This is a genomic window from Advenella sp. FME57 (assembly GCF_014897675.1).
Classification (GTDB): Bacteria; Pseudomonadota; Gammaproteobacteria; order Burkholderiales; family Burkholderiaceae_B; genus Advenella.
This window is the reverse complement of record NZ_JABUXU010000005.1, coordinates 102,157-123,168: the sequence shown is the minus strand read 5'-3', so window position 1 is coordinate 123,168 and position 21,012 is coordinate 102,157. Positions and strand designations below refer to the sequence as shown.

24 protein-coding genes are annotated in these 21,012 nt (G+C 55.5%); 7 read left to right on the top strand and 17 right to left on the bottom strand.

Annotation, left to right across the window (positions count from 1 at the left end; genetic code table 11):
* Positions 1 to 33 precede the first annotated feature (33 nt).
* A complete protein-coding gene (locus INT32_RS07805; protein ID WP_193088168.1) occupies positions 34 to 462 on the bottom strand; it encodes a cupin domain-containing protein in 429 nt (142 codons plus the stop codon).
* 389 nt (positions 463 to 851) lie between these two features.
* Here INT32_RS07805 and INT32_RS07800 point away from each other — a divergent pair, with 389 nt between their 5' ends.
* The 4 genes from INT32_RS07800 to INT32_RS07785 all read left to right on the top strand — a co-directional run bounded on the left by INT32_RS07800 (position 852) and on the right by INT32_RS07785 (position 5,280).
* Positions 852 to 1,856, top strand: a complete 1,005-nt coding sequence (locus INT32_RS07800; RefSeq protein WP_193088167.1) for an ABC transporter substrate-binding protein — start codon at positions 852 to 854, stop codon at positions 1,854 to 1,856.
* A gap of 93 nt (positions 1,857 to 1,949) precedes the next feature.
* Entirely contained in the window at positions 1,950 to 2,966 is a 1,017-nt protein-coding gene (locus tag INT32_RS07795) for an ABC transporter substrate-binding protein (RefSeq protein WP_193088166.1), read from the top strand.
* Between the two features lie 110 nt (positions 2,967 to 3,076).
* Entirely contained in the window at positions 3,077 to 3,934 is an 858-nt protein-coding gene (locus INT32_RS07790; RefSeq protein ID WP_193088165.1) for a proline/glycine betaine ABC transporter permease, read from the top strand.
* Positions 3,931 to 5,280, top strand: coding sequence for a glycine betaine/L-proline ABC transporter ATP-binding protein (locus INT32_RS07785; protein ID WP_193088164.1), 1,350 nt, complete (start codon positions 3,931 to 3,933; stop codon positions 5,278 to 5,280). Before INT32_RS07790 ends, INT32_RS07785 begins: the two co-directional genes overlap by 4 nt.
* Before the next feature lie 204 nt (positions 5,281 to 5,484).
* On the opposite strand, the gene INT32_RS07780 is transcribed toward INT32_RS07785, so the two are convergent.
* Positions 5,485 to 6,096, bottom strand: a complete 612-nt coding sequence (locus INT32_RS07780; protein WP_193088163.1) for a LysE/ArgO family amino acid transporter — start codon at positions 6,094 to 6,096, stop codon at positions 5,485 to 5,487.
* Positions 6,097 to 6,263: 167 nt separating this feature from the next.
* On the opposite strand from INT32_RS07780, the gene INT32_RS07775 reads away from it, so the two are divergent.
* The gene (locus tag INT32_RS07775) at positions 6,264 to 7,193 is read left to right on the top strand and encodes a UDP-2,3-diacylglucosamine diphosphatase (RefSeq protein WP_193088281.1); all 930 of its coding nucleotides are present in this window, start codon (positions 6,264 to 6,266) and stop codon (positions 7,191 to 7,193) included.
* A gap of 232 nt (positions 7,194 to 7,425) precedes the next feature.
* Here the strand turns inward: INT32_RS07775 and INT32_RS07770 are convergent, their stop codons facing one another.
* On the bottom strand, positions 7,426 to 8,187 hold the full coding sequence (locus INT32_RS07770; RefSeq protein ID WP_193088162.1) for an ABC transporter permease: 762 nt from the start codon (positions 8,185 to 8,187) through the stop codon (positions 7,426 to 7,428).
* On the bottom strand, positions 8,184 to 9,149 hold the full coding sequence (locus INT32_RS07765; protein WP_370540196.1) for an ABC transporter ATP-binding protein: 966 nt from the start codon (positions 9,147 to 9,149) through the stop codon (positions 8,184 to 8,186). The genes INT32_RS07770 and INT32_RS07765 overlap by 4 nt, the downstream gene beginning before the upstream one ends.
* A 193-nt stretch (positions 9,150 to 9,342) precedes the next feature.
* Here INT32_RS07765 and INT32_RS07760 point away from each other — a divergent pair, with 193 nt between their 5' ends.
* A complete protein-coding gene (locus tag INT32_RS07760; RefSeq protein ID WP_193088161.1) occupies positions 9,343 to 9,945 on the top strand; it encodes a bifunctional 2-polyprenyl-6-hydroxyphenol methylase/3-demethylubiquinol 3-O-methyltransferase UbiG in 603 nt (200 codons plus the stop codon).
* Here the strand turns inward: INT32_RS07760 and INT32_RS07755 are convergent.
* On the bottom strand, positions 9,935 to 10,420 hold the full coding sequence (locus INT32_RS07755; RefSeq protein WP_226816754.1) for a gamma-glutamylcyclotransferase: 486 nt from the start codon (positions 10,418 to 10,420) through the stop codon (positions 9,935 to 9,937). The genes INT32_RS07760 and INT32_RS07755 overlap by 11 nt on opposite strands.
* A 41-nt stretch (positions 10,421 to 10,461) precedes the next feature.
* Positions 10,462 to 10,914, bottom strand: coding sequence for a DUF2214 family protein (locus INT32_RS07750; RefSeq protein ID WP_193088159.1), 453 nt, complete (start codon positions 10,912 to 10,914; stop codon positions 10,462 to 10,464).
* Between INT32_RS07750 and INT32_RS07745 the strand changes: the two genes are divergently transcribed.
* Positions 10,913 to 11,122, top strand: a complete 210-nt coding sequence (locus tag INT32_RS07745; protein WP_193088158.1) for a hypothetical protein — start codon at positions 10,913 to 10,915, stop codon at positions 11,120 to 11,122. The two genes, INT32_RS07750 and INT32_RS07745, sit on opposite strands and share 2 nt — an antisense overlap.
* 143 nt (positions 11,123 to 11,265) lie before the next feature.
* Here INT32_RS07745 and INT32_RS07740 read toward each other — a convergent pair whose 3' ends face one another.
* The 11 genes from INT32_RS07740 to INT32_RS07690 form a co-directional block, all read right to left on the bottom strand.
* The gene (locus tag INT32_RS07740) at positions 11,266 to 11,694 is read right to left on the bottom strand and encodes a secondary thiamine-phosphate synthase enzyme YjbQ (protein ID WP_193088157.1); all 429 of its coding nucleotides are present in this window, start codon (positions 11,692 to 11,694) and stop codon (positions 11,266 to 11,268) included.
* Positions 11,695 to 11,802: 108 nt separating this feature from the next.
* Positions 11,803 to 12,183: a type II toxin-antitoxin system VapC family toxin gene (locus tag INT32_RS07735; RefSeq protein ID WP_193088156.1), complete on the bottom strand. Its 381-nt coding sequence runs from the start codon at positions 12,181 to 12,183 to the stop codon at positions 11,803 to 11,805.
* The gene (locus tag INT32_RS07730; protein ID WP_193088155.1) at positions 12,180 to 12,389 is read right to left on the bottom strand and encodes a type II toxin-antitoxin system VapB family antitoxin; all 210 of its coding nucleotides are present in this window, start codon (positions 12,387 to 12,389) and stop codon (positions 12,180 to 12,182) included. Before INT32_RS07730 ends, INT32_RS07735 begins: the two co-directional genes overlap by 4 nt.
* A 218-nt stretch (positions 12,390 to 12,607) precedes the next feature.
* On the bottom strand, positions 12,608 to 13,582 hold the full coding sequence (locus INT32_RS07725; RefSeq protein WP_193088154.1) for a quinone oxidoreductase: 975 nt from the start codon (positions 13,580 to 13,582) through the stop codon (positions 12,608 to 12,610).
* Between the two features lie 107 nt (positions 13,583 to 13,689).
* On the bottom strand, positions 13,690 to 14,610 hold the full coding sequence (gene lpxP, locus INT32_RS07720) for a kdo(2)-lipid IV(A) palmitoleoyltransferase (protein ID WP_193088153.1): 921 nt from the start codon (positions 14,608 to 14,610) through the stop codon (positions 13,690 to 13,692).
* 333 nt (positions 14,611 to 14,943) lie between these two features.
* Complete coding sequence (locus INT32_RS07715) at positions 14,944 to 15,930, bottom strand: tripartite tricarboxylate transporter substrate binding protein (protein ID WP_193088152.1); 987 nt, start codon at positions 15,928 to 15,930, stop codon at positions 14,944 to 14,946.
* A 16-nt stretch (positions 15,931 to 15,946) separates the two neighbouring features.
* Positions 15,947 to 16,879 (bottom strand): SMP-30/gluconolactonase/LRE family protein, encoded by a 933-nt coding sequence (locus tag INT32_RS07710; RefSeq protein ID WP_193088151.1) that lies wholly within the window; start codon positions 16,877 to 16,879, stop codon positions 15,947 to 15,949.
* 9 nt (positions 16,880 to 16,888) lie between these two features.
* A complete protein-coding gene (locus INT32_RS07705) occupies positions 16,889 to 17,863 on the bottom strand; it encodes a tripartite tricarboxylate transporter substrate binding protein (protein WP_193088150.1) in 975 nt (324 codons plus the stop codon).
* Between the two features lie 10 nt (positions 17,864 to 17,873).
* On the bottom strand, positions 17,874 to 19,061 hold the full coding sequence (locus INT32_RS07700) for a CaiB/BaiF CoA-transferase family protein (RefSeq protein ID WP_193088149.1): 1,188 nt from the start codon (positions 19,059 to 19,061) through the stop codon (positions 17,874 to 17,876).
* A gap of 1 nt (position 19,062) precedes the next feature.
* On the bottom strand, positions 19,063 to 19,995 hold the full coding sequence (locus INT32_RS07695) for a hydroxymethylglutaryl-CoA lyase (RefSeq protein WP_193088148.1): 933 nt from the start codon (positions 19,993 to 19,995) through the stop codon (positions 19,063 to 19,065).
* 218 nt (positions 19,996 to 20,213) lie between these two features.
* Positions 20,214 to 20,933, bottom strand: coding sequence for an IclR family transcriptional regulator (locus INT32_RS07690; protein WP_193088147.1), 720 nt, complete (start codon positions 20,931 to 20,933; stop codon positions 20,214 to 20,216).
* Positions 20,934 to 21,012 lie beyond the last annotated feature (79 nt).

Sequence of the window (21,012 nt, the reverse complement as noted above, 5' to 3'; positions counted from 1 at the left end):
TGGGTTTATGCTAAAAATCGGGTTATCCGGCGATCAATCCCGTACCACCCTGGCCGGATTTTCTTCATAGGGAGGAGAATAAATGACCAGAAGGCGCGCCGGCTCGGCACTGGTCACAGTAAAGATATGCTTTTTGTCTGCAGGAAAAAAACAGCAGTCTCCGGCCTGCAGAGAACCCTTTTCCCCGTCCATTTCCACGTCTGCCGTGCCAGACAGCAAATACACCACCTGCTCAATGCCAGGATGGGCATGCGGCAAGGCGCCCCGATTCTGCTCAATTGTACCCACCAACACCTCCAGGTGACGCGCGCCGACCGTCTCGGGGCCGATCAGGCGCCGGTTGACGGTGCCATGGTGGTTGGCGGGGCTGTAGCCAGGGACATCCGCTTCCCGGACGATCCAGGAACAGGCGCCAGTTTTTTTGCTGGTGGTGCTTGCGGTTTGCGCTGTACTGTCTGTCATTACTTGGTTTCCTTTGGGTCGGGTAAATAGCCGAATTTAGCCAAATTCAATTTAGCCCATTCATTTTAAGCCGTTTAATTTAACCCATTTAATTTCTGTATGTGAATTAATTTTCTCATACATGAACATAAAAAGCTGCTAGGGATTTTACCAAGGGGGCTGGTTTGCCCGGACCCTCTCGATTTGTTACAATGGTGGGGTTTTATTAATTCATCGTTTCAATTGTGTACACCTTTTGCCCCTTCTGGTAAAAGTGTTTTACCTGTCAATCGGGCGCCCCGCCGCCCATCAATTTTTGTTTGTATCGACGGCGCTACGTCGTTTTCCGCACACTCTTTGGCATACACAGTTATTTTTATAACCCTGTAAGACTTAAGGAGGCTACGGCCATGTTCTTAAAACACAAAATTCTCTGCTCGACGCTACTGGCTGCGTTTGGCCTGGGCTTGTCCGCCACGGCACAAGCTGCAGACGCCCAATGCGAAGTAGATCGCACCGTCAACTTCGGCGGCATGAACTGGGAATCGAACCTGGTACTGGTCGACGTTCAGCGCACCATTCTTGAAAAAGGCTACGGCTGCAAGACTGAAACGCTGCCCACCGAGACTCTACCCGCCCTGGCAGCGTTGGAGCGCGGCGATCTGGATATCAACACTGAAATCTGGCTCAACAGCGTAGGCGATCCCTGGGCCAAAGCCGAGAAAACCGGTAAAGTCAAAAGAGTAGCCGATCTGTACACGGGCGGCGAAGCCTGGTTCATTCCGAAATACGTAGCCGAAAAATTCCCTGACCTCAAATCCGCATCCGATCTGCCCAAATACAAAAAAGAATTTGCCGATCCTGAAGACCCAAGCAAGGGGCGCTTCTACGGTTGCCCGGCTGGCTGGGGGTGTGAAGTGGTCAGCAGCAATCTGTACAAAGCCCTGAAACTGGAGAAAGATTTCACCCTGTACTCACCCGGCACTGGCGCAGCACAGAAAGCGGCCCTGACCTCGGCTTACAAACGCAAGAAGAACATTGTGTTCTACTATTGGTATCCGACCCCCCTGGTGGGTTCGCTTGACCTGGTCAAACTGGAATTGCCGGCCTACGACGCGGAAAAACAGAAATGCCTGACCAATCCTGAATGCGCCGATCCACAGCCTAGCGCGTATCCGGACAACCCGGTATTTACTGCGCTGAATACCGAATTTTCCAAGCAGGCGCCAAAACTGACCGAATTCTTTTCCAAGGTATCGGTCCCCCTGCCGGTCATGGACAAAACACTGGCCCACATGGAAGAGAGCGGCGACGACTCGCGTGATGTCGCAGACTGGTTCCTGAAAAATCAGGGCGAAGTCTGGGAAAAATGGGTTTCCCCCGAAGTGGCCACCAAAGTGAAGGAATCGCTCTAATCGCTTACACGTCAATTGAAACGCCCGTTTTCGGACGGGCCGATGCCAATCCTAGCGTTTAGCTTAACTTTTAGCCATAAGAGGCACATCGCCATGATAAAGACTAAAGTTCTATCTGCTGTATTCATTGCTTCGGCCACGTTCGGGCTTGCCGGCTCTGCGGCCGCGGCCCAAGCCGCGGCCCAAGCCCCGGCCTGCGAAGTCAGCGATACAATCAAGTTCGGTGGCATGAACTGGGAATCGAACCTGATTCTGGCCGACGTCGAACGGCATATCCTTGAAAAAGGGTATGGATGTCAGACCGAGATGCTCCCCACCGAAACACTCACCGCTTTGGCCGCATTGGAACGCGGCGATCTGCAAGTCAATACGGAAATCTGGCTCAACAGCGTCAGTGACGCCTGGATCCGTGCCGAGAAAAGCGGCAAGGTCAAACGCGTCGGCGAACTGTATACAGGCAGGGAAGCCTGGTATATACCCAAATATACTGCCAGCAAATTTCCCGATCTGAAGTCAGCCGCTGATCTGGTCAAATACAAGGACGCGTTTGCCGATCCGGAAAATCCCGACAAAGGCCGGATTTACGGTTGCCCGGCAGGCTGGAACTGCCAGCTGGTAGCCACCAACCTGGCCAAGGGCCTGAAGCTGGACAAGGACTTCGAGGTTTATGCCCCCGGTACCGGCGCTGCCCAGAAAGCGGCCCTGATGTCAGCCTACAAGCGCAAGAAGGATATCGTCTTTTACTATTGGGAGCCCACACCCTTGGTCAGCGCGCTGGAACTGGTCAAACTTGACATGCCAGCCTACGACAAAGAAAAGCAATTGTGCCTGACCCGTGAAGACTGCGCCAATCCCCAAGCCGTCGGCTACCCGGACAATCCGGTGTTTACCGCGCTCAGTACCAAGTTCACCCAAGATGCGCCCACACTGACAGCATTTTTTAGCAAGGTGTCGGTCCCGTTTGATGTCGTCAACAAGACACTGGCCCATATGGAAGAATCCGGCGCCGACACAAGCGAAGCTGCACAATGGTTTCTGAAAAACCAACAGGACATCTGGTCCAAGTGGGTACCCGCCGAGGTGGCCGCTCGTGTTAAATCCTCGCTCTGACCGCTGCGCCAGTCAAAACCGGGCAACAGTACTGCCTGCCGGACACATCCGTGTCCTGCGGCCCTGGCCCGGTCCTGTTTTTCCCTATTTTTAAATGAAAAAATACAATTATGTTTCCTGAAATTATCTCTGCGCGCGATGTGCGCAAAAGCATCGACGGGTTTGTGGACCATCTGGTCACCAATTACGCCGATGGGCTCAACGCCATGTCGGAGCCTTTCCTGCACCTGCTGGTCTGGATCGAAAAAGTTCTGCGCGGCGCGCCATGGTGGAGCGTCATTATCGTGGCCGTACTGATTGCCTTTGCCGCCAGTCGCCGCCCGGTATTCTCCCTGATGATGGGCGTGCTGCTGGCCCTGCTGGGCGTCCTGGGCCTTTGGGATGCAGGCATGCAAACCCTGTCGCTCATGATTATGGCAACTGCAATTTCAATCGTTATCGGCATTCCGCTGGGCGTCATCACCGCCAAATCCAATCCGGTGCGATCGATCATGCTGCCGGTTCTGGATATCATGCAGACGCTGCCCAGCTTTGTGTACCTTATTCCAGTTGTCATGCTGTTCGGTCTTGGCAAGATCCCGGCCATTATCGCAACCGTAATTTATGCTGTGCCCCCGCTGATCCGGCTGACCGACCTGGGAATCCGGCTGGTTGACCGCGAAGTACTAGAGGCCTCGCGAGCCTTCGGCGCCTCCTCCTCGCAACAACTGTTTGGCGTGCAACTGCCACTGGCGCTGCCAAACATCATGGCAGGTATCAATCAGACCACGATGATGGCGCTGTCCATGGTTGTTATTGCATCCATGATTGGTGCGCGCGGCCTGGGCTACGAAGTACTGCTTGGCATCAACCGCCTTGAAGTTGGCCGCGGCCTGCTGGCCGGGCTGGGCATTGTCATTCTTGCGGTGCTTTTTGATCGCATCACCCAGTCTTATGGGAAACGGAAAAACACAGGTGGTGCGCTATGAGTAAAATCGAAGTCAAAAACATCTACAAAATCTTCGGCAAAAATCCGGGAAAATGGATTGATGCCGTCAAACAGGGCATCTCCAAGGAAGAATTGCTGGCCAAAAGCGGCCATACGCTGGGCCTCAAAGACATCAGCCTGAGTATCGAAGAAGGCAGCATCCATGTCATCATGGGGCTGTCCGGCTCAGGTAAATCCACGCTGATCCGTCACTTTAACCGCTTGATTGAACCCACTGCGGGCCACATACTGGTCGATGACACCGATGTCGTGACCCTGGGCCGCAAGGACCTGGAAAAATTCCGCCAGAAAACCATGAGCATGGTGTTTCAGCGCTTTGGTCTGCTGCCACATAAAACCGTGCTGGACAATGCCGCCTACGGCTTGTCCATTCAGGGCATGAGCAAAACCGACGCACACGACAAGGGCCGCTACTGGCTTGACCAGGTCGGTCTGGCCGGTTTTGAGAACCAGTACCCTCACCAGCTCTCGGGCGGCATGCAGCAGCGCGTGGGCTTGGCGCGTGCACTGGCTACCGACGCAGACATTTTGCTGATGGACGAGGCATTCTCGGCCCTGGACCCGCTGATTCGCCGCGAAATGCAGAACCAGTTGCTCGAACTGCAGGCCAAACTCAATAAAACCATTGTGTTCATTACCCATGACCTGGACGAAGCGCTGCGCCTGGGCAATCGCATTGCTATTCTGAAGGACGGCGAATTGATCCAGGAAGGCACGCCCGAAGATATTCTGCTGTCTCCTGACAATGAATACGTTGCCGCGTTCCTGCAGGATGTGAACCGCGGCAAGGCGCTTAACGCCAGTCACGCGGTCAATGCGCCACGCCTGACCCTGACCATGCGCGCACGCCCCGCACATGCCATCGAACGCATGAAACAATACGACTACAAGTTCGCCCCTGTGCTCGATGGCAAGGCCTTTGCCGGTCTGCTGCGCCTGTCCGCGGCCGAAGATGCGGTCCGGGCCGGCTTGCGGGACATTTCCTCGAAAGTGGAAGAAGCCCGCACCGTTTCGGCAGACACCAATCTGGACGCAGTGCTGACTCATATGCTTCAATCGACCGCTCCGGTCGTGGTAACCGGCGACAACGACGAATTTGTCGGCCTGATGTCGCGTGCCAGGGTTGTGGAGCTGGTCAGCCCCGCCATCGAAGGCGGCAATGGTGATGGCAGCAGGGATGTGGACGGCAATGCCACGGCAACACAGACACCCGCAGCGCCGGCAAGCGCAACAACGGAACGGGACGACACACCCGAACCGCCAGAAGGGGCCATAGAACTGGATGAGTCATTGAAAAACAAGCCGGAAAAAGCGCCCGGCCATTAGTCACTGACCGGCGTGCTCGTGGGCCCCTCCTGGCCGGCCCTGCATTGACTCTACATGAATGCCGGCCAGGTGCTGCGCCAAATGCAACCCCCGCGTCCGAACATAGACAGTGTTCGGACGCTTTTTTGTGCCCGGCCCGCCACGTCCGGGCCAACCTGCCCCACGCCCGATTGATCCCGCCTTGCCCCGCCTTGCCCCGGTTTGTTACCCCAGGGATTGACCCCAGACCAATTGCCAGGCAATGGTCCACATGGTGACGCCCACGATCAGGTCCAGCACTTTCCATGCCACGGGCTTTTTGAATAACGGCAACAAAAGCCGCGCACCGTAGCCAAGGGAAAAGAAAAAGACCAGCGATGCGGTAATGCCGCCCGCTGCGAACAGCCAGTGCTCCCCCGGAAACCGGGTAGATACCGAGCCGATCAGCAGCAGGGTATCAAGGTAGACATGGGGATTGAGCCAGGTCAGCGCCAGGCATACCAGCAGGGTCCGTTTCAGCGAAGGCGCCTCGATATGGCTATCGCCCATGCTGGCAGTTTTGGTGATGGCCGCATGAAAGTGAAGCAGACCATAGACGAACAGAAAAAGCGCGCCGGCGTACTTGATGAGTGGCACCACATGCGTAGCATAGCGGGCGACAACGGAAAACCCCAGCACACCGGTCAGGATCAACGCCGCATCTGACAGGCTGCATACCAGACAGACCCAGAAGACGTGGCTTTTGCGCAACCCCTGTTTGAGGACAAAGGCATTTTGCGAACCGATCGCAAGAATCAGGGAACCACTTAGAAACAGACCGGCAAGATACGCATTCATTCAGCTACGACTCATTTGGAATACGACCGCCAATGTGTTAAAAAGGAAACAGTCGCTCAGATGACAAACAGGTGACAGATAATATACCGGGTATTGTCACACATGCGTCACAACGGATTGGTGTAATAAGAGTCATTCCCGACCTGTACTTTTGGCCTGACATTACTTTGTCTGAACATCCTACTACCCACTATCGCACGATCTGGATCTCCGATGTCCACCTGGGCACCAAAGGCTGCCAGGCGAGCGCGTTACTGGATTTTCTGAAGCACACAGAATCCGATACCCTGTATCTGGTCGGTGACATTATCGATGGCTGGCAGCTCAAAGGCAAGTGGTTCTGGCCGCAGTCGCATAATGACGTCATACAGAAAATACTGCGCAAATGCCGGCAAGGCACCCGGGTCGTCTTCGTTCCCGGCAACCATGACTCATTTGCCCGGCATTATGTGCAGCAGAACTTCGGTGGTATCGAAGTAGTCGAGGAAACCGAGCACACCACCGCCGATGGCAAACGCCTGTGGATCCTGCACGGCGATCGTTTCGACGGTGTAGTGCAGTTTGCGCCGTGGCTGGCCTACGTGGGCGATCACCTGTACACCGTTGCCCTCACCTCCAATATGTGGCTCAACAGCGCCCGCGCGCGCATGGGGCTGGGATACTGGTCACTGTCCCAATACCTGAAGCAGAAAGTCAAGAATGCGGTCAGCTATATCTCCGCGTTCGAAGATGCCGTCATGCAGGAAGCACGCAAGAACAATTATGATGGCGTGGTTTGCGGCCATATCCATAAGGCGGAAATCCGCGAAGTGGATGGCATTCTGTACTGCAATGATGGCGACTGGGTCGAAAGCATGACCGCCCTGGTGGAACATGCAGACGGTTCATTGCATATCGTGACCTGGACGCCGCCGGCCGTGGTGCGTGAAAAAAAACCAAAACGCAGCCGCCTGCGAGATGCCGCCGTGACCACCCCATCGGTCAACACGCCTGCCGCCGAGCCGGTTTCACGCGCCGCTAAGGACAGAGAAGAAAATGTGCCGGCGCATACGGACGAGTCCGACAAGGAAGAGGCCCGCAGCGTCATCCAGGCCTGAAAAAGTCATTCCGGGCAGGCTCATCGCAGCAGCCTCTGTACACACAGGAACTGACGGCATCCGACTTCACCGCCAAACCCCAGCCCTCATTAGTAACAGGCAGGCACCGCCATCATACGGGCAGATACTTTGCAAAACCTGTCCTGATCGCCCACCAGAGACGCATTCCAGGCATACCCCAGACACCCTGACACGCCCTGCCGCTCGCATCCGGGCGCGTATCAGGCCGCCATCAGGGCCGCAGCTTGTAGCCGGTACGGAACATCCACGAGACCACCAGGGCACACACCAGCAGAATGAACAGAATGGTGAACAGACTGACGTAATGGTTCACATCGGCCACGCCGTAAAAACTCCAGCGAAAGCCGCTGATCAGATACACCACCGGGTTAAATAGCGCCACTTTGGACCAGATGCCGGGCAGCATATGAATGGAATAAAACGCGCCGCCCAGAAAGGTCAGCGGCGTAATCACCATCAGCGGAATGATCTGCAGTTTTTCGAAACCATCGGCCCACAGCCCGATAATGAAACCGAACATGCTGAAGGTGACCGCAGTCAGAACCAGAAACAGCACCATCCAGAATGGATGCTGGATCTGGTATTCAACAAAGAAACGGGCCGTGATCAGGATCAGCACCGACAATATCAGCGTCTTGGTTGCCGCCGCTCCGACATAACCCAGAATCACCTCGAAGTATGAAACCGGGGCCGACATGATTTCATAAATGGTGCCGGACCACTTGGGCATATAAATGCCAAAGGACGCATTCGAGACGCTCTGCCCCAGCAGGGCCATCATCAGCAGCCCGGGCACAATGAATGCGCCATAGGATACGCCGTCAATGTCGCCCATGCGCGAACCGATAGCAGCGCCAAACACAATGAAGTACAGTGCCGTGGACAGCACCGGCGATGCGATGCTTTGCATGAGTGTGCGGAACGCCCGCGCCATCTCAAATTTGTAAATTGCTTTTACGCCGTACAGATTCATGAATCTTTCCTTACCAGGCTCACGAAAATATCTTCCAGTGAGCTTTCTCGCGATTGCAGGTCCTTGAGCTCAATGCCGACGTCGCCCAGCTGGCGCAACATTTCGGACAGGCTTTTACCCGTACTGTCTTCCGATTCCTTGTTATAGGTGTACACCAGCGTACCCCCGTCTGCCGACAAGGTCAGGGGATGAGCAGACATGGCTGGTGGCAGCGCATCCAGCGGCTGGGTCAGTTGCAGGTGCAGCTCTTTCTTGCCCAGTTGCCCCATCAGCTGTTCCTTGTTCTGCACCAGGATAATTTCGCCGTTATTGATCACGGCAATCCGGTCGGCCATATCTTCGGCCTCTTCGATATAGTGCGTGGTCAGGATCACGGTCACGCCCTGCTCGCGCAACTTGCGCACCAGATTCCACATATCGTGACGCAGTTCTACATCCACGCCGGCAGTCGGTTCATCCAGAAACAAAATCGAGGGTTCATGCGACAGAGCCTTGGCGATCAGGACGCGACGCTTCATGCCGCCGGACAGGCTCAGGATCTTGCTATCTTTCTTGTTCCACAGGGACAACGCCCTGAGCACCCGCTCTATATGCGCCGGGTTTGCCGGCTTGCCAAACAGGCCGCGACTGAATGTAACCGTGTCCCATACCGTCTCGAACGAGTCGGTAAAAAGCTCCTGCGGAACCAGGCCGATTTTCGGGCGCACGCGTCGATAATCGCGTTGCACGTCGTCGCCGTCAACCAGAATCGTGCCTTCGGATGCGTTGACCAGGCCGGTCACGATGCCGATCAGGGTCGTTTTGCCTGCGCCGTTGGGTCCCAGCAGGGCCAGAATTTCACCCCGGCGGATATCCAGATTGACGCCTTTGAGGGCTGTAAAACCGCTTTTGTAGGTTTTACCCACCCCCTGGATGGAAACGACGATATCGCCACCATCACTACTGTTGTGAGAGTTATTCACGCAATAACCTATTTGAAATATGCAGAATTTAATATGTAGAGCAGCACAAGTATAAAGAATTCCGGGCTGGAAAAAAGAAATTGCTGCAAAGAAGTGCGGAGCAAAAATATGGGCGAATGAAACAAAACCCTATTTTAATTTCCCAATCCGATACACTTGTCTTAATCCACAATACATGAATGGGCATAAGAACATGGTCGAAATCGCAGGCAGCAAGGGCTATGCAGAAAAGGCACAACGGTTTGCCGCTGACTACGAAAGCGTCACCTTCGAAAAAGTGCACAACCCGGTACGTGGCTTTTACCCAGAGGCACCGGCAAAAGTGCTGGATATCGGCGCCGGTACCGGCCGCGACGCAGCTGCGCTGGCGGCGCTGGGCTACCAGGTGGATGCCGTCGAGCCCACCGCTGCCATGCGAGAACAGGGCGACCTGCATCATGCCGATGCCGCTATCAACTGGATCGCAGACAGCCTGCCGCAGTTGACCCTGGTACGCGCCAGCGGTAAGCAATACGACCTGATACTGCTGACCGCGGTGTGGATGCACCTGCAGGAACAAGAGCGACTGCCTGCCATGCAGCATTGCGCCGGGCTGCTGGGGCGCAACGGCATTATGTCGATGTCCCTGCGCCATGGCCCCGTCCCGGCAGAGCGCCACATGTTCGACATCCCGGACGCAGAAACCATCGCGCTTGCGCGCACCTGCGGGTTGCAACTGCTTTATAAGAAAAGCTATAAAAACGACACACTGGGTCGAAACGACATTTCCTGGAGCTACGCCGTCTTCAGGAAATAAGGTCGACCGGGCGCCAGCACACCGTCCCGGTCGCATCCGGATGCAAGCGACGGCCATCGTGTTCGCGCTCCCTGATATACGTCCATGCCGTTTGTGGGCCGGCATCGGTGTTCACAGTGGTCAGCACCCGATAATACAGCCCCTGTCCATCGGCGCGAAACTCTTCCAGCAGGTCTATCAGCGGCACATCGCGTTCCGGACGATCAAATTGCATCAGCTCGCCTTCGATCAGATCCCAGTCGCCATCGGGCCTGGCCGTTGTACCTGGCGTGCACTCCAGCAACGCATCCATCCCGGGCTGGTCGGTACCCCGCGCCAGAATGGCTTGCGGACAGATTTCCACCATAGGGTACCCCTCATCGTGGTCAAGATGATAAATCCGGCCCCATAGCCAGGCTTTTTCTGTATGTACTGCCATGGAGCAATGACGTTCGTGATTACAACAACCTGTTTTCAGCGTTCCATACACAAACATAGACATCACGCGTGGCACTGTATCTGACACGGTTCCTTCCCCTAGCCCCAGTAGCCTACGCCACGGGCCATCATGGCGGCCGCCAGCACTATCAGCACCAGACAGACCAATTCGTAATGAATCAGCTTGCGAATCCGCTTGATCACCGCAGGATCCAGCACCGGTTCCCGGCCACGATTCAGGCTTTTGCGCCACGACAGAAAAGTCATGGTCGGATAAATGGACAGCACGCCTACTGCGGCAAACAGCAGCAGTTTGGCAACAAAGGGAATGCTGTGAAAATAGTAGGCAGCACCCTTTTCAAAAAAGATCACGCGCAAAAAACCCACGATCAGCAACAGCATGGCCGACGCGCCATAAATGGCATCGGCACGCAAAATTCGCCGGGCACGTTCGATACTGATACGGTCCTTGACCAGCACCAGCTCAATGGCGAGTGCGGCAACCAGCACGAAAGCCAGAACGTGATGCAAAAACGCAAAGAGAAGTGTCATGGTCAATGCCCTTGTGGTTGAGCAACAATATAAAGCCGATCGTAATCTGCCCGACTACAGCCGAAAAAAACTGCCCGACAATGCTATCCGGCAATTCTGCCTGAACTTCAGCCTGCCGCAAAGCGCTGGCTGCGCATACGCTATGGTAACCGCAGTTGGTCAGTGTATCCGCCTGCCGACCGGCGTGTGCCATTACTTTAATGGATAATACAGACGAAATTCAACCACTATCAACATGGTTTGCGTGGCCCGACGCGCTGTCGCGTACGTAACAACGATTGCTATTGTTATTACTTGCAGGACTGCTTGCGACCCTTGGCAGCAATCACGGCACACTGCGCCATCAATAGGCTAATCGCCAGCCTCGCCCTGCACAGTGACCACAACCGTTCGTGGCCCGCCATGGTTGCGATGCTCGCATAAATAAATGCCCTGCCAGGTGCCAAGATTGAGCGCACCATTCGTGATGGGTACCACCAGCGTGCAGCCCAGGATACTGCTTTTGAAATGTGCCGGCAGATCATCACTGCCTTCGTACGTATGCGTGTAATACGGCTCATCTTCCGGCACCAGGCGGTTGAAATAATTTTCGAAATCAACCCGTACGGCGGAATCGGCATTTTCATTAATGGTTAGCGATGCCGAGGTATGTTTAAGGAACACATTCATGATGCCTACGCGCAGGCCGGTCAAGTCCGGCACCTGACACACAATCTCTTCGGTCACCAGATGAAATCCTCTGGGACGCGCTTTCAATTGAAATTCTTTCTGGATCCACATGCGCTACTCTTTATAGATACAATATTCAAAGGAAGGACGCCATGATTACAAATGCAAAATGCAAAAAATGCAGGATTGTCCTGCCGCAAATCTTTTCTTCCACAAATTTTAATATCCAGGCGCCTGAAAAGCGATCCTGAAACGCTCGGCCATCGCGCGCAGGCGCTTGTCCAGCGTCCACAATTGCGCGCCCGGCGTAATAAGTGTAGAGGCAAGAAGAACCATAGCTACCAGGCCGCTCCCCAGGCCATAAAGCCGTTCACGTTCAATAAAGTCCGCAACTTCCCGCAAGCCCGCCTGGTTACAGGGTTGCAAGAGCCCTATGTTATTCAGTGTTTGCAGGCGCGGCGCGGGCGGTGTTCCACAGGCCAGTTCAATCTGGATCATGGGATGGCCCAAGACACGATCGGCCTCAAGCAACTGAACCAATGCATCATTTCGCACTCTGAAGTGATCTACCCACACCGAGGTGTCGACAAGCACGCTCATAGCGATCCGGCGTCATCCCTGCGGCGCGGTATGTACTTCATATCTGGCGCCTGTCCACCCAATGCAGCAAGCCGTCGCCCGGCCTGGACGCGCACATAGGTTTTCATCGCCTCCCGGCATAGATCGGAAGCACGCACTATCCCAGGACCGGCAAGTTCCAATGCCTGCGCGTATAGAACCTCATCTATGGTGACAGTGGTTCGCATGATGGTCTCTCCGTAATCCTATCGCATCAATAATGACTTGTTACATCAATTATGATGCCACTTTACATCAATTATCGCATCATCTGAAGCCGTAAATATCAAATGCTCTTTATGCACAGGGTCATTGCTGCTCAGGAAACACGTCCTGAGCAGTGGTGATCGACCAACGAACAATGCCCGATATCAGCTCGCCCTGCCGGCAGATTTCGCACTTCCAATCAGGGCTTGAGCAGCAACGTTCCCATCCGTGATCTGGACTCCAGCGTCTGGTGCGCACGCGCAGCGTCGGCCAACGGGTAGATCTGTCCGGTCTGCACTGTCAATACGCCCCGCTCCATCAACGCAAACAGTTCGCTGGCCATGGATTCGAGCATCGCGCGCTCGGCGGTATAGTGAAATACCCCCGGCCGGGTCAGACTATTGGATTTGGGTGCGAGGATGGATACCTCAATCGGGTCGATACTGCCCGAAGACTGTCCGAAATTGACCAGATGGCCCCGTCGGGCCAGCGCGGCCAGTGAACCCAGGAACGTGTCCTTGCCTACCGAGTCATAAACGACGTTGACCCCCTGATCGTTGGTGATCTGGCGCACCCGTTCCACGAAATTTTCCTCGCGATACAAAATGGTATGCGCGCATCCCATGGCGCGCGCCTGCTCGGCTTTTTCTTCACTGCCAACCGTTCCAATCACCGTGGCGCCCAGATAACTGGCCCACTGGCAAAGCAACTGCCCCACGCCGCCACTGGCAGCGTGTACAAGAACGGTATCACCCGGCTGCACGTGATGGACCTGTCGCAACAGCATTTGGGCGGTCAGGCCCTTGAGCAGGACCGATGCCGCTAGGTCTTGATCAATGCCATCGGGCAGACGGATGGCAAGGCGGGCCGGCAGAATCCGCTCCGACGCGTAGGCACCATAATGATTCGTAATATAGGCAATCGAATCGCCTGCCGAGAAGCCGGTCACCTGCGGCCCGATCGCCTCGACCACGCCAGCCGCCTCTATCCCGGGGATTCCGGGCAATGCCAGGGTTTTATATAGGCCGCCGCGCACATACACATCGTGGAAGTTGACGCCAATTGCCGTCTGCCGGATACGCAGTTCTCCCGGGCCCGGTGCGGCCACGTCCACATGTTCAGCGTTCAGCGTCTCGGGACCGCCGTACTCTCTTAGTAAAACTGCAGTTGCCATTGCTATCTCCACTTGACCGGTTCATCCGTGATGAACTGCTGACACGAGAATATCACAAGCGCGCATGGCAACTGCAATCGAGACGACGCATTGGCGATCAACGCCAGTCAATACAGTGACGGGGCCCCAACCGGACGGGTTTTGAAACGACGATGCAGCCACATGTATTGATCCGGCGCACGCATGATTTCTTTTTCCACGACTTTGTTCATATAAGCGGCAGCGGCAATTTCATCGTCCACGGGATAGTTTTTGAGTTCAGGTTGAATCAGCAAATCGTAGCCACCGGCGTTCGGACGGCGGATCAATACCACGGGCACCAGCGCAGGTTTGGCCAGCCGCGCCAGCATATAAGGGGCGCTGGTCGTAGCCACTTGGGCAACTGCAAACAGAGGTGCGAAAACACTACCGCTGCGGCCATAATCCTGGTCGGGGGCCAGCCACACGGCTTCGCCCTGCTTGAGTGCACGCACCAGTCCACGCAAATCCTTGCGATCGATCATCGCCTTGTTGGAACGCATACGGCCCTTGGTTTGCGCCCATTCCATTGCCTTGTTATTATGCGGTCGATAGGTCGCCATCATCGGCTGGCACAGCCCCATTGCGCGGCCACCGAGCTCCAGCGGCATCAGATGTACACCAATCATCAGCGCACCGCGTCCATCCTGTTGCGCCTGCTTCAGATTATCCAATCCGGAGACATCAAACCAGCGTTTTACCCGCTCATCGGACCAAAACCACGCCATCCCGGTTTCCATCAAGCCCATGCCCAGCGACTCAAAGTTTGCCCGCACTCTCTTCTCGAGTAACGCTTCATCCATATTGGGAAAGCATAATTGCAGATTCCGACGTGTAATTCCGACCCGGCGTTTGAGAAAACGCATGGAACAGCGTCCCATCCAGATACCCAGCCGATGCAATATGGGGTATGGCAGTTGAACCAGCAGGAACAGCACGCCCAGGCCAAACCAGGTGAGCCAATAGCGGGGGTGAAGAAAGGAGGTTTGAAAATTTCGTGAGTACAGCATAGCGGTTCCTTGGTGCATCCGAGCAGAAAACAGTAACGTCAAAGGAAGCCACTCGATTGCAGTACTGATAGTTTGACACCTGTATACAGGCATCGTTCCTTTCTGTCATCTGCTGAAATAGAATACGGCTATGAAGAGGAAAGAGAGGGCGCGCGGTAGCTTGGCAGGAAAATCGCAAGGCAGGCTGGCAAGACAAGCATACCATATCCACAGATACACGAAGGCCCCGATGGCAGCCTGTGCACCCACCCTTTCAGACAGGTCCAGGACATATACATACGGGCCAAATCCTGTATCGGGGGTGCCAATTGCGCCGAGTCCCCAAAAACAGGCTTATTTCAGTTGAAATTGCATTGCCTTAAGCAATGTACGCCATTCAACCTGTTCTTTGGCCAGATACGCCTGGGCATCGGCTGCAGGGCCTCCTACAACGGTATTGCCGTCTGCTTCCATCCGCTTGATAAATTCCGGATCCTTGCTGACGGCAACAAAGGCCTTGCTCAGACGGTCAACGGCATCTTTCGGCAAGCCTGCCGGCCCGACAATCAACTTCCAGTCAACCGCGCTGAATCCCTCATAGCCTTGTTCTGCAACTGTAGGTACGTCTGGCATGGCGGCGATGCGTTTGCTGGATGTAACTGCCAGCGCGCGCAGATCCTTGCCTTCGATCAGTTTAAGCACCGACACCGGTGTCGCAAACATATAATCGGTCTGGCCGCCAATCAGCTCGGTCAGCGCCGGAGAGGCCCCTTTGTAAGGCACATTCAGCACCTTGATGCCCGCCTTGTAGGACAGCATTTCGCCGGCCAGATGGCCTACGGTGCCCAGGGTGGCAAGGGCTTGCTTGAGTTGCCCGGGGTTGGCCTTGGCTGCGGCTATCACATCGGCCAGCGATTGATAAGGAGAGTCGGCCTTGACCACCAATACCGTTGGCAATTCGGCGACCACCCCAACCGGCGTGAAATCTTTGCTGGCATCGAACTTCATATCCTGCATGATCACCGGGTTGATGGCCAGATTCGAGGTCTGTCCCATACCCAACGTCAATCCGTCCGGTTTGGCCCGGGCCACCTGGGTCATGCCGATATTGCCGCCTGCGCCTGGTTTGTTCTCAATCACAAACTGGATATCCTTATCCATCTGGCTGATCTTCTCGGCAATAATCCGGGTGATGCTATCGGTTCCGCCGCCAGGGGTATATGGCACGACCATGCGCACGGGCCGCTGAGGCCAGTCCTGGGCCTGCACAAGGCCAGTGGTCAACGTTGCGGCCAGCAACATACCGCCGGTCAATCCGGTCATCATTGTTTTCTTGAACATTGTTGTCTCCGTTCCCTTATTTTTTGGGTTGTTGAAAATTATCTTCTGCTGCGCCAACCGCAGCGCGCAGCACGGCGCCTGTGGACGATTCGGTAATCAGCAAGGTGTCACAGCGCGCATTGGTGAAACACAGATTGGTTACCGTGTTGCCGGCAACCGAACGCAGTATCCGGCAACACTCGCCGTTGGCCTCAAATACGAATACGCGTCCGAGCGACGCATGCGCCACATACAGTCTGCCCTGTTGGTCCAGCGCAAGACCATCCGGGCCGCTGGTCCCAAACAGCGCGCAGAAGCGGCCGGCTTTCGATACCGATCCGTCGGCCAGCAGAGGTGCACGCCATACGGCGTTGTCCCGAGTGGCTGCCACGAACAGCACCGATCTGTCTTCATCGACCACTATCCCATTGGGGCTAGGGACATTATTCATCAGGCAATCGAGCTGACCCGTTTTCAGGCCATAGCGATACACTGCTCCGCTAGGGTCGTGCAAGCCGGTCTGCCCCTGATCAGTGAAATACACCTGTGATTCATCACGAGTGACATATAAATCGTTCAGCCCCTTGAATGACTGGGCATTGCGTCGCGCCAGCACCGGCTCAACCACTTTTGCGAGCGGGTCACAGCGCAACAGGCCGCGGCGATAATCGGCAATGAGCAGCGAACCATCGTGCAAAACCTTGAGCCCGTTCGGTTCGCCGTCATACTGGACAATCAATTCCCAACCCTTTTGCGCCGAAATACGGAAAATGCGTCCGTAAGGAATATCAGTCACATAAAGATTGCCCTGGGCATCCATGGCCGGGCCTTCGATAAAGGAATGCAATTGCTCGCCGCCCTTATTGGCTTTGGCCCATTCAGAATCGGTATTGCGCAAGCGCAAATGGTCAGGCATAGTGCTCCATACCTGCGCGTCACAACGTTCGGGCTCCTGGTTCAGAAAAAACATGACGCACCCTTACTGCTTTTCCAGGCCGGCACGTGCGGCAGTGTGCCCCCAACTGTCAATTTCACTTGCAATCTGCTGCGAGAATTCCTGGGGGCTGTTGCCTACAGCTTGCGCACCGAGTTTTTCAAACGACGATTGTATGGATTGGTCGGCCACCGATTCCTTCACCAGACGGTTCAGCGTGTTGATGATTTCTGGCGGCGTACCGGCACGAGCGACCAGACCAAACCAGTTTTGCACCTGATAATCAGGCAGGCCAGCCTGTACAAAAGTCGGCACGGCGGGCAGTTGTGGCAGGCGCTGCGGGCTGCTGATGGCCAAGGCCCTGACCTTGCCGCTGTTAATTTGTGGAATGGCGGTGGGTGTTGCACTGATCTCCACATCCACGGTTCCGCCGACCAGGGCGAGCAAGGCTTCGCCCGCACCCTTGTAGGGAACATGCAGCAGCTTAATGCCCGCCTGATGCTGGAACACTTCGCCGGCAAGATGCGTTGAACTGCCCTTGCCCCCGGAGCCGAAGGTGAGCGACTCAGGTTTCTCCCTGGCCGCTTTCACGAGATCGGCCAGCGAATCGAACGGCGAATTTGCCGGCACGATCAAGATGACAGGCGTTGAAGCGACATTGGCAATGGGCGCAATATCCTTGACGGGATCCCAGGACAGTTTCTTGAACACCGCCGGCAACATTGCGTATGTCGTATCATTCATCAACAAGGAATAGCCATCCGGTTTGGCTCGCATGACTGAAGCGGTAGCGATGGTGCCGCTGGCTCCCGGCTTATTTTCCACGACAAATGAATGCTTCGATATTTCGGACATCTGTTTGGCCAGCATACGGGCTACATAATCGGTGGTACCCCCCGGAGAATAGGGAACCGTAATGGTCACGGCCCGTTGCGGGTAGCGCTCTTGCGCCTGCGCGACGGAACTCCATGACAGGTGGGTTAACAGCGCGGTCGCAAAGGCAACGGCAATTTTTTTCATGTTTGTCTCCTTAGTGCGTGGCAATGACATTGTTTTCCAGCAAGGTATTGATTTGTTCGTCGCTCAATCCGGCACTCTGCAGAATACTCAGCGTATGTTCACCAAGCCGCGGCGGGTTCAGGCGCACGCCCAGCCGTTGGCCATCCATGCAGATGGGCAGCAGCGGCACAGTGGTTTGCCGACCATCGGGCATCTGCATGGGCGCCAGCCCGCCGGTCTCCAGAAGGTGCGCATCGTCCAGCAGCTCTTCGGGCCGCGCAATGGGCGCGAACGGCAACGCATTGGCTTCGAACAGCGCGGCCAGCTCTTTCTTTGAATAGGCGGCCATGCGTTCCTGCAGCAGGGGCAACAGCCACGGACGTGCCTGCACCCGTTGGTTATTGGTTTTCAAATCTTGATTGTTCAGCAACTCGGGCAGCCCAAAGGCGTCGCAGAAAATCCGCCACTGCGTATCACTGACCACCGCCAGGAATATCTGCTCACCGTCTTTGACATTGAAGACGTCGTAAATGGCCCAGGCCGAAATGCGGCTGGGCATCGGGTCGGCGGCCTTGCCGGTGACCACGTACTGCATCATGTGCTGGGCAACCAGAAAGATATTATTTTCGAACAGGGCACTTTGCACCTGCTGTCCCTTGCCGGTGAGGTCACGTGCCTTGAGCGCGGCCATCACGCCGATGGCGCCAAACATGCCGCCCATAATGTCATTGACACTGGTGCCCGCGCGTATCGGGTCGCCCTTTCTTCCGGTCATGTAGGCCAGCCCGCCCATCATCTGCACCACTTCGTCCAGCGCAGTGCGGTGTTCGTAGGGGCCGGGAAGAAATCCCTTGTGGCTGACATACACCAGGCCCGGATTCCGTTCTGACAAACACTCATAGTCCAGCCCCAGTTTTTTCATGGTGCCTGGTTTGAAATTTTCGCTCACCACATCGGCCGAGCCGATCAGGTCCTTGACCAATGCCAGCCCCTGCTCCGACTTCAGATCAACAGCCAGGCTTTTTTTATTGCGATTGAACGCGGAAAAAAAACCGGCGCCAGACCCCAGCAGATGACGGGTGTTATCTCCCTTGAGCGGTTCGATCTTGATGACATCGGCGCCCAGGTCTGCCAGGATCAGGCCACAAGTAGGACCCATCACCATGTGCGTAAACTCAATGACCTTCAATCCCGCATAGGGCAATGTTTGTTCTGTCATATCACACTTGTTGTTCAAAGGTTAAAGGCACGCCGGCTTCGGCCACCATGCCATATACGGCTTCTTGTGGAACGCCGGCTTTGAGCGGCTCGCGGGCGCCAATCAGTTTTTCAATATTGATACCGGTATCAATGCCCATGGCCTCGAACATGAACACCAGATCCTCGGTAACCACATTGCCTGACGCGCCAGGCGCATAGGGGCAACCGCCAAGCCCGCCCAGCGATGCATCAAAGGTGCGCACACCAACATCATAGGCAGCCAGATTGTTGGCCATGCCCAGCCCGCGCGTGTTGTGCATATGGGCCGCGCCACATTTGTCGCCTATTTCCGCAAAGACACGCCGGAAAAGTCGCCGCACCTGGGCCGGATTCGCATACCCGGTGGTATCGGACAGCCCGGTTTCGTCGGCGCCGGCAGCCACCAGCTGGGACGAGAGCCAGACTACATCGTCTTCACTCACTGTTCCCTGGATCGTGCAACCGAATGCAGTCGATATGCCGGCCTCTATCTTCACGTTAGGTGCAATCTCGTTGCGCAGCGCCACGATCTCGCGCACTTCCTGCACCATCTGCTGCCGCGTTTTTCTCACATTGGCCAGCGAATGCGCCTCGCTGGCAGAAACCGGCAGCGTCAGTTTGTGTGCCCCCGCCTGCAGAGCGTTTCGGGCGCCGCGCAGATTCGGCACCAGCGCCATAACCGTCAGATCGGCGTAACGAAGCGCATAACGAACGACCTCTGGCGCATCAGCCATTTGCGGCAACAATTGTGCAGGCACAAACGAACACACTTCGATTTCGCGAATGCCGGCTTCATATAGCGCATCGATCAGTTTGAATTTATATTCGGTCGGCATGATGCTCTTGATGCTCTGCAGCCCATCGCGCATCCCCACTTCACTGATCAACACTCGCTCGGGATGTGTCTGATTCATGCTTTCTCCTATATTCTATCTTATAGAACAATATTCTATTAAATAGAATATTAAAACAGAAATGACAAGCGCGTCAACACGCAATCGCAAATGTAATTGGCTTGCGGCGTTAGTGTCAGATACAGGAAGATGTGGAACGCAAAACAAAATCGGCCGCTGTGGGCCGATTTGCATGGAGGCAATGCGCTGGCTATCGCCAGGCGCCAGTCTTGAAATATTCAGTCTTTGATATAGCCGAACTTTTTGCTTAATGCCATCGCGGCTTGAAGCACCTCGTTTCTGAAAGCCGGTTTCAGACGGGACGAGGGCATGGTCAGCGTCAATGCTCCCGCAAATTCGTGATGCGCATTGAACACAGCAGCGGAAACGCCTGCCAGGTCGGGCATGCGATCGCCGTCCAGCACAATGACGCCATCACGTCGGATCTGATCGTACAGTTTGCCTTTAGCGCCAGTGAAGGCCTGCAGCACGCGCGCACCGGAACCTTTATCCAATGGCAACACATCCCCTTCGCGGGTTCGATAGCTGATCGGCAATGGCGAATTGACCCGATGCAGGCACAGCCGACTATTGCCGCTGATGACATGGTACGAGGCGCTTTCCTGGGTTTTTTCCACCAGTGCGCGCAGTACCGGGATAATGACATCGGCCTGGGAAAACGCCGAATTGTAAACGCCATACAGCCGCACGACGCCTTCACCCAGGCCATAGCGACCGTCATCGGACTTATGCACCATGCCGTAATGCTCCAGCGAGGCCAGCAGCCGTAGGATAGTGCTCTTGTACATGCGTGTGCGGTCCGCCAGCTCTACCAGCGAAAGATACCCATCGTTCTTGCGAAATACGGTCAGCAGCGACAGGGCGCGATCCACCGCCGCAACGCCGCCCGACGCCGGGTTCTCGTCAGCGACCGATAATGTTGACGCTTTTCTTGGCACAATCCACCTCTTGATTCGATGAGGGTATTTTATAGTGGATTGGACAAATGTCAGTGCGATTGGCACGTGCGTGGTGATT

What these genes read in the sequence shown, in the direction of transcription:
- INT32_RS07805 (WP_193088168.1), bottom strand. Translation starts at nt 462, where the DNA reads ATGACAGACAGTACAGCGCAAACCGCAAGCACCACCAGCAAAAAAACT.
- INT32_RS07800 (WP_193088167.1), top strand. Translation starts at nt 852, where the DNA reads ATGTTCTTAAAACACAAAATTCTCTGCTCGACGCTACTGGCTGCGTTT.
- INT32_RS07795 (WP_193088166.1), top strand. Translation starts at nt 1,950, where the DNA reads ATGATAAAGACTAAAGTTCTATCTGCTGTATTCATTGCTTCGGCCACG.
- INT32_RS07790 (WP_193088165.1), top strand. Translation starts at nt 3,077, where the DNA reads ATGTTTCCTGAAATTATCTCTGCGCGCGATGTGCGCAAAAGCATCGAC.
- INT32_RS07785 (WP_193088164.1), top strand. Translation starts at nt 3,931, where the DNA reads ATGAGTAAAATCGAAGTCAAAAACATCTACAAAATCTTCGGCAAAAAT.
- INT32_RS07780 (WP_193088163.1), bottom strand. Translation starts at nt 6,096, where the DNA reads ATGAATGCGTATCTTGCCGGTCTGTTTCTAAGTGGTTCCCTGATTCTT.
- INT32_RS07770 (WP_193088162.1), bottom strand. Translation starts at nt 8,187, where the DNA reads ATGAATCTGTACGGCGTAAAAGCAATTTACAAATTTGAGATGGCGCGG.
- INT32_RS07760 (WP_193088161.1), top strand. Translation starts at nt 9,343, where the DNA reads ATGGTCGAAATCGCAGGCAGCAAGGGCTATGCAGAAAAGGCACAACGG.
- INT32_RS07755 (WP_226816754.1), bottom strand. Translation starts at nt 10,420, where the DNA reads ATGTTTGTGTATGGAACGCTGAAAACAGGTTGTTGTAATCACGAACGT.
- INT32_RS07745 (WP_193088158.1), top strand. Translation starts at nt 10,913, where the DNA reads ATGGTCAATGCCCTTGTGGTTGAGCAACAATATAAAGCCGATCGTAAT.
- INT32_RS07750 (WP_193088159.1), bottom strand. Translation starts at nt 10,914, where the DNA reads ATGACACTTCTCTTTGCGTTTTTGCATCACGTTCTGGCTTTCGTGCTG.
- INT32_RS07740 (WP_193088157.1), bottom strand. Translation starts at nt 11,694, where the DNA reads ATGTGGATCCAGAAAGAATTTCAATTGAAAGCGCGTCCCAGAGGATTT.
- INT32_RS07735 (WP_193088156.1), bottom strand. Translation starts at nt 12,183, where the DNA reads ATGAGCGTGCTTGTCGACACCTCGGTGTGGGTAGATCACTTCAGAGTG.
- INT32_RS07730 (WP_193088155.1), bottom strand. Translation starts at nt 12,389, where the DNA reads ATGCGAACCACTGTCACCATAGATGAGGTTCTATACGCGCAGGCATTG.
- INT32_RS07725 (WP_193088154.1), bottom strand. Translation starts at nt 13,582, where the DNA reads ATGGCAACTGCAGTTTTACTAAGAGAGTACGGCGGTCCCGAGACGCTG.
- lpxP (WP_193088153.1), bottom strand. Translation starts at nt 14,610, where the DNA reads ATGCTGTACTCACGAAATTTTCAAACCTCCTTTCTTCACCCCCGCTAT.
- INT32_RS07715 (WP_193088152.1), bottom strand. Translation starts at nt 15,930, where the DNA reads ATGTTCAAGAAAACAATGATGACCGGATTGACCGGCGGTATGTTGCTG.
- INT32_RS07710 (WP_193088151.1), bottom strand. Translation starts at nt 16,879, where the DNA reads ATGTTTTTTCTGAACCAGGAGCCCGAACGTTGTGACGCGCAGGTATGG.
- INT32_RS07705 (WP_193088150.1), bottom strand. Translation starts at nt 17,863, where the DNA reads ATGAAAAAAATTGCCGTTGCCTTTGCGACCGCGCTGTTAACCCACCTG.
- INT32_RS07700 (WP_193088149.1), bottom strand. Translation starts at nt 19,061, where the DNA reads ATGACAGAACAAACATTGCCCTATGCGGGATTGAAGGTCATTGAGTTT.
- INT32_RS07695 (WP_193088148.1), bottom strand. Translation starts at nt 19,995, where the DNA reads ATGAATCAGACACATCCCGAGCGAGTGTTGATCAGTGAAGTGGGGATG.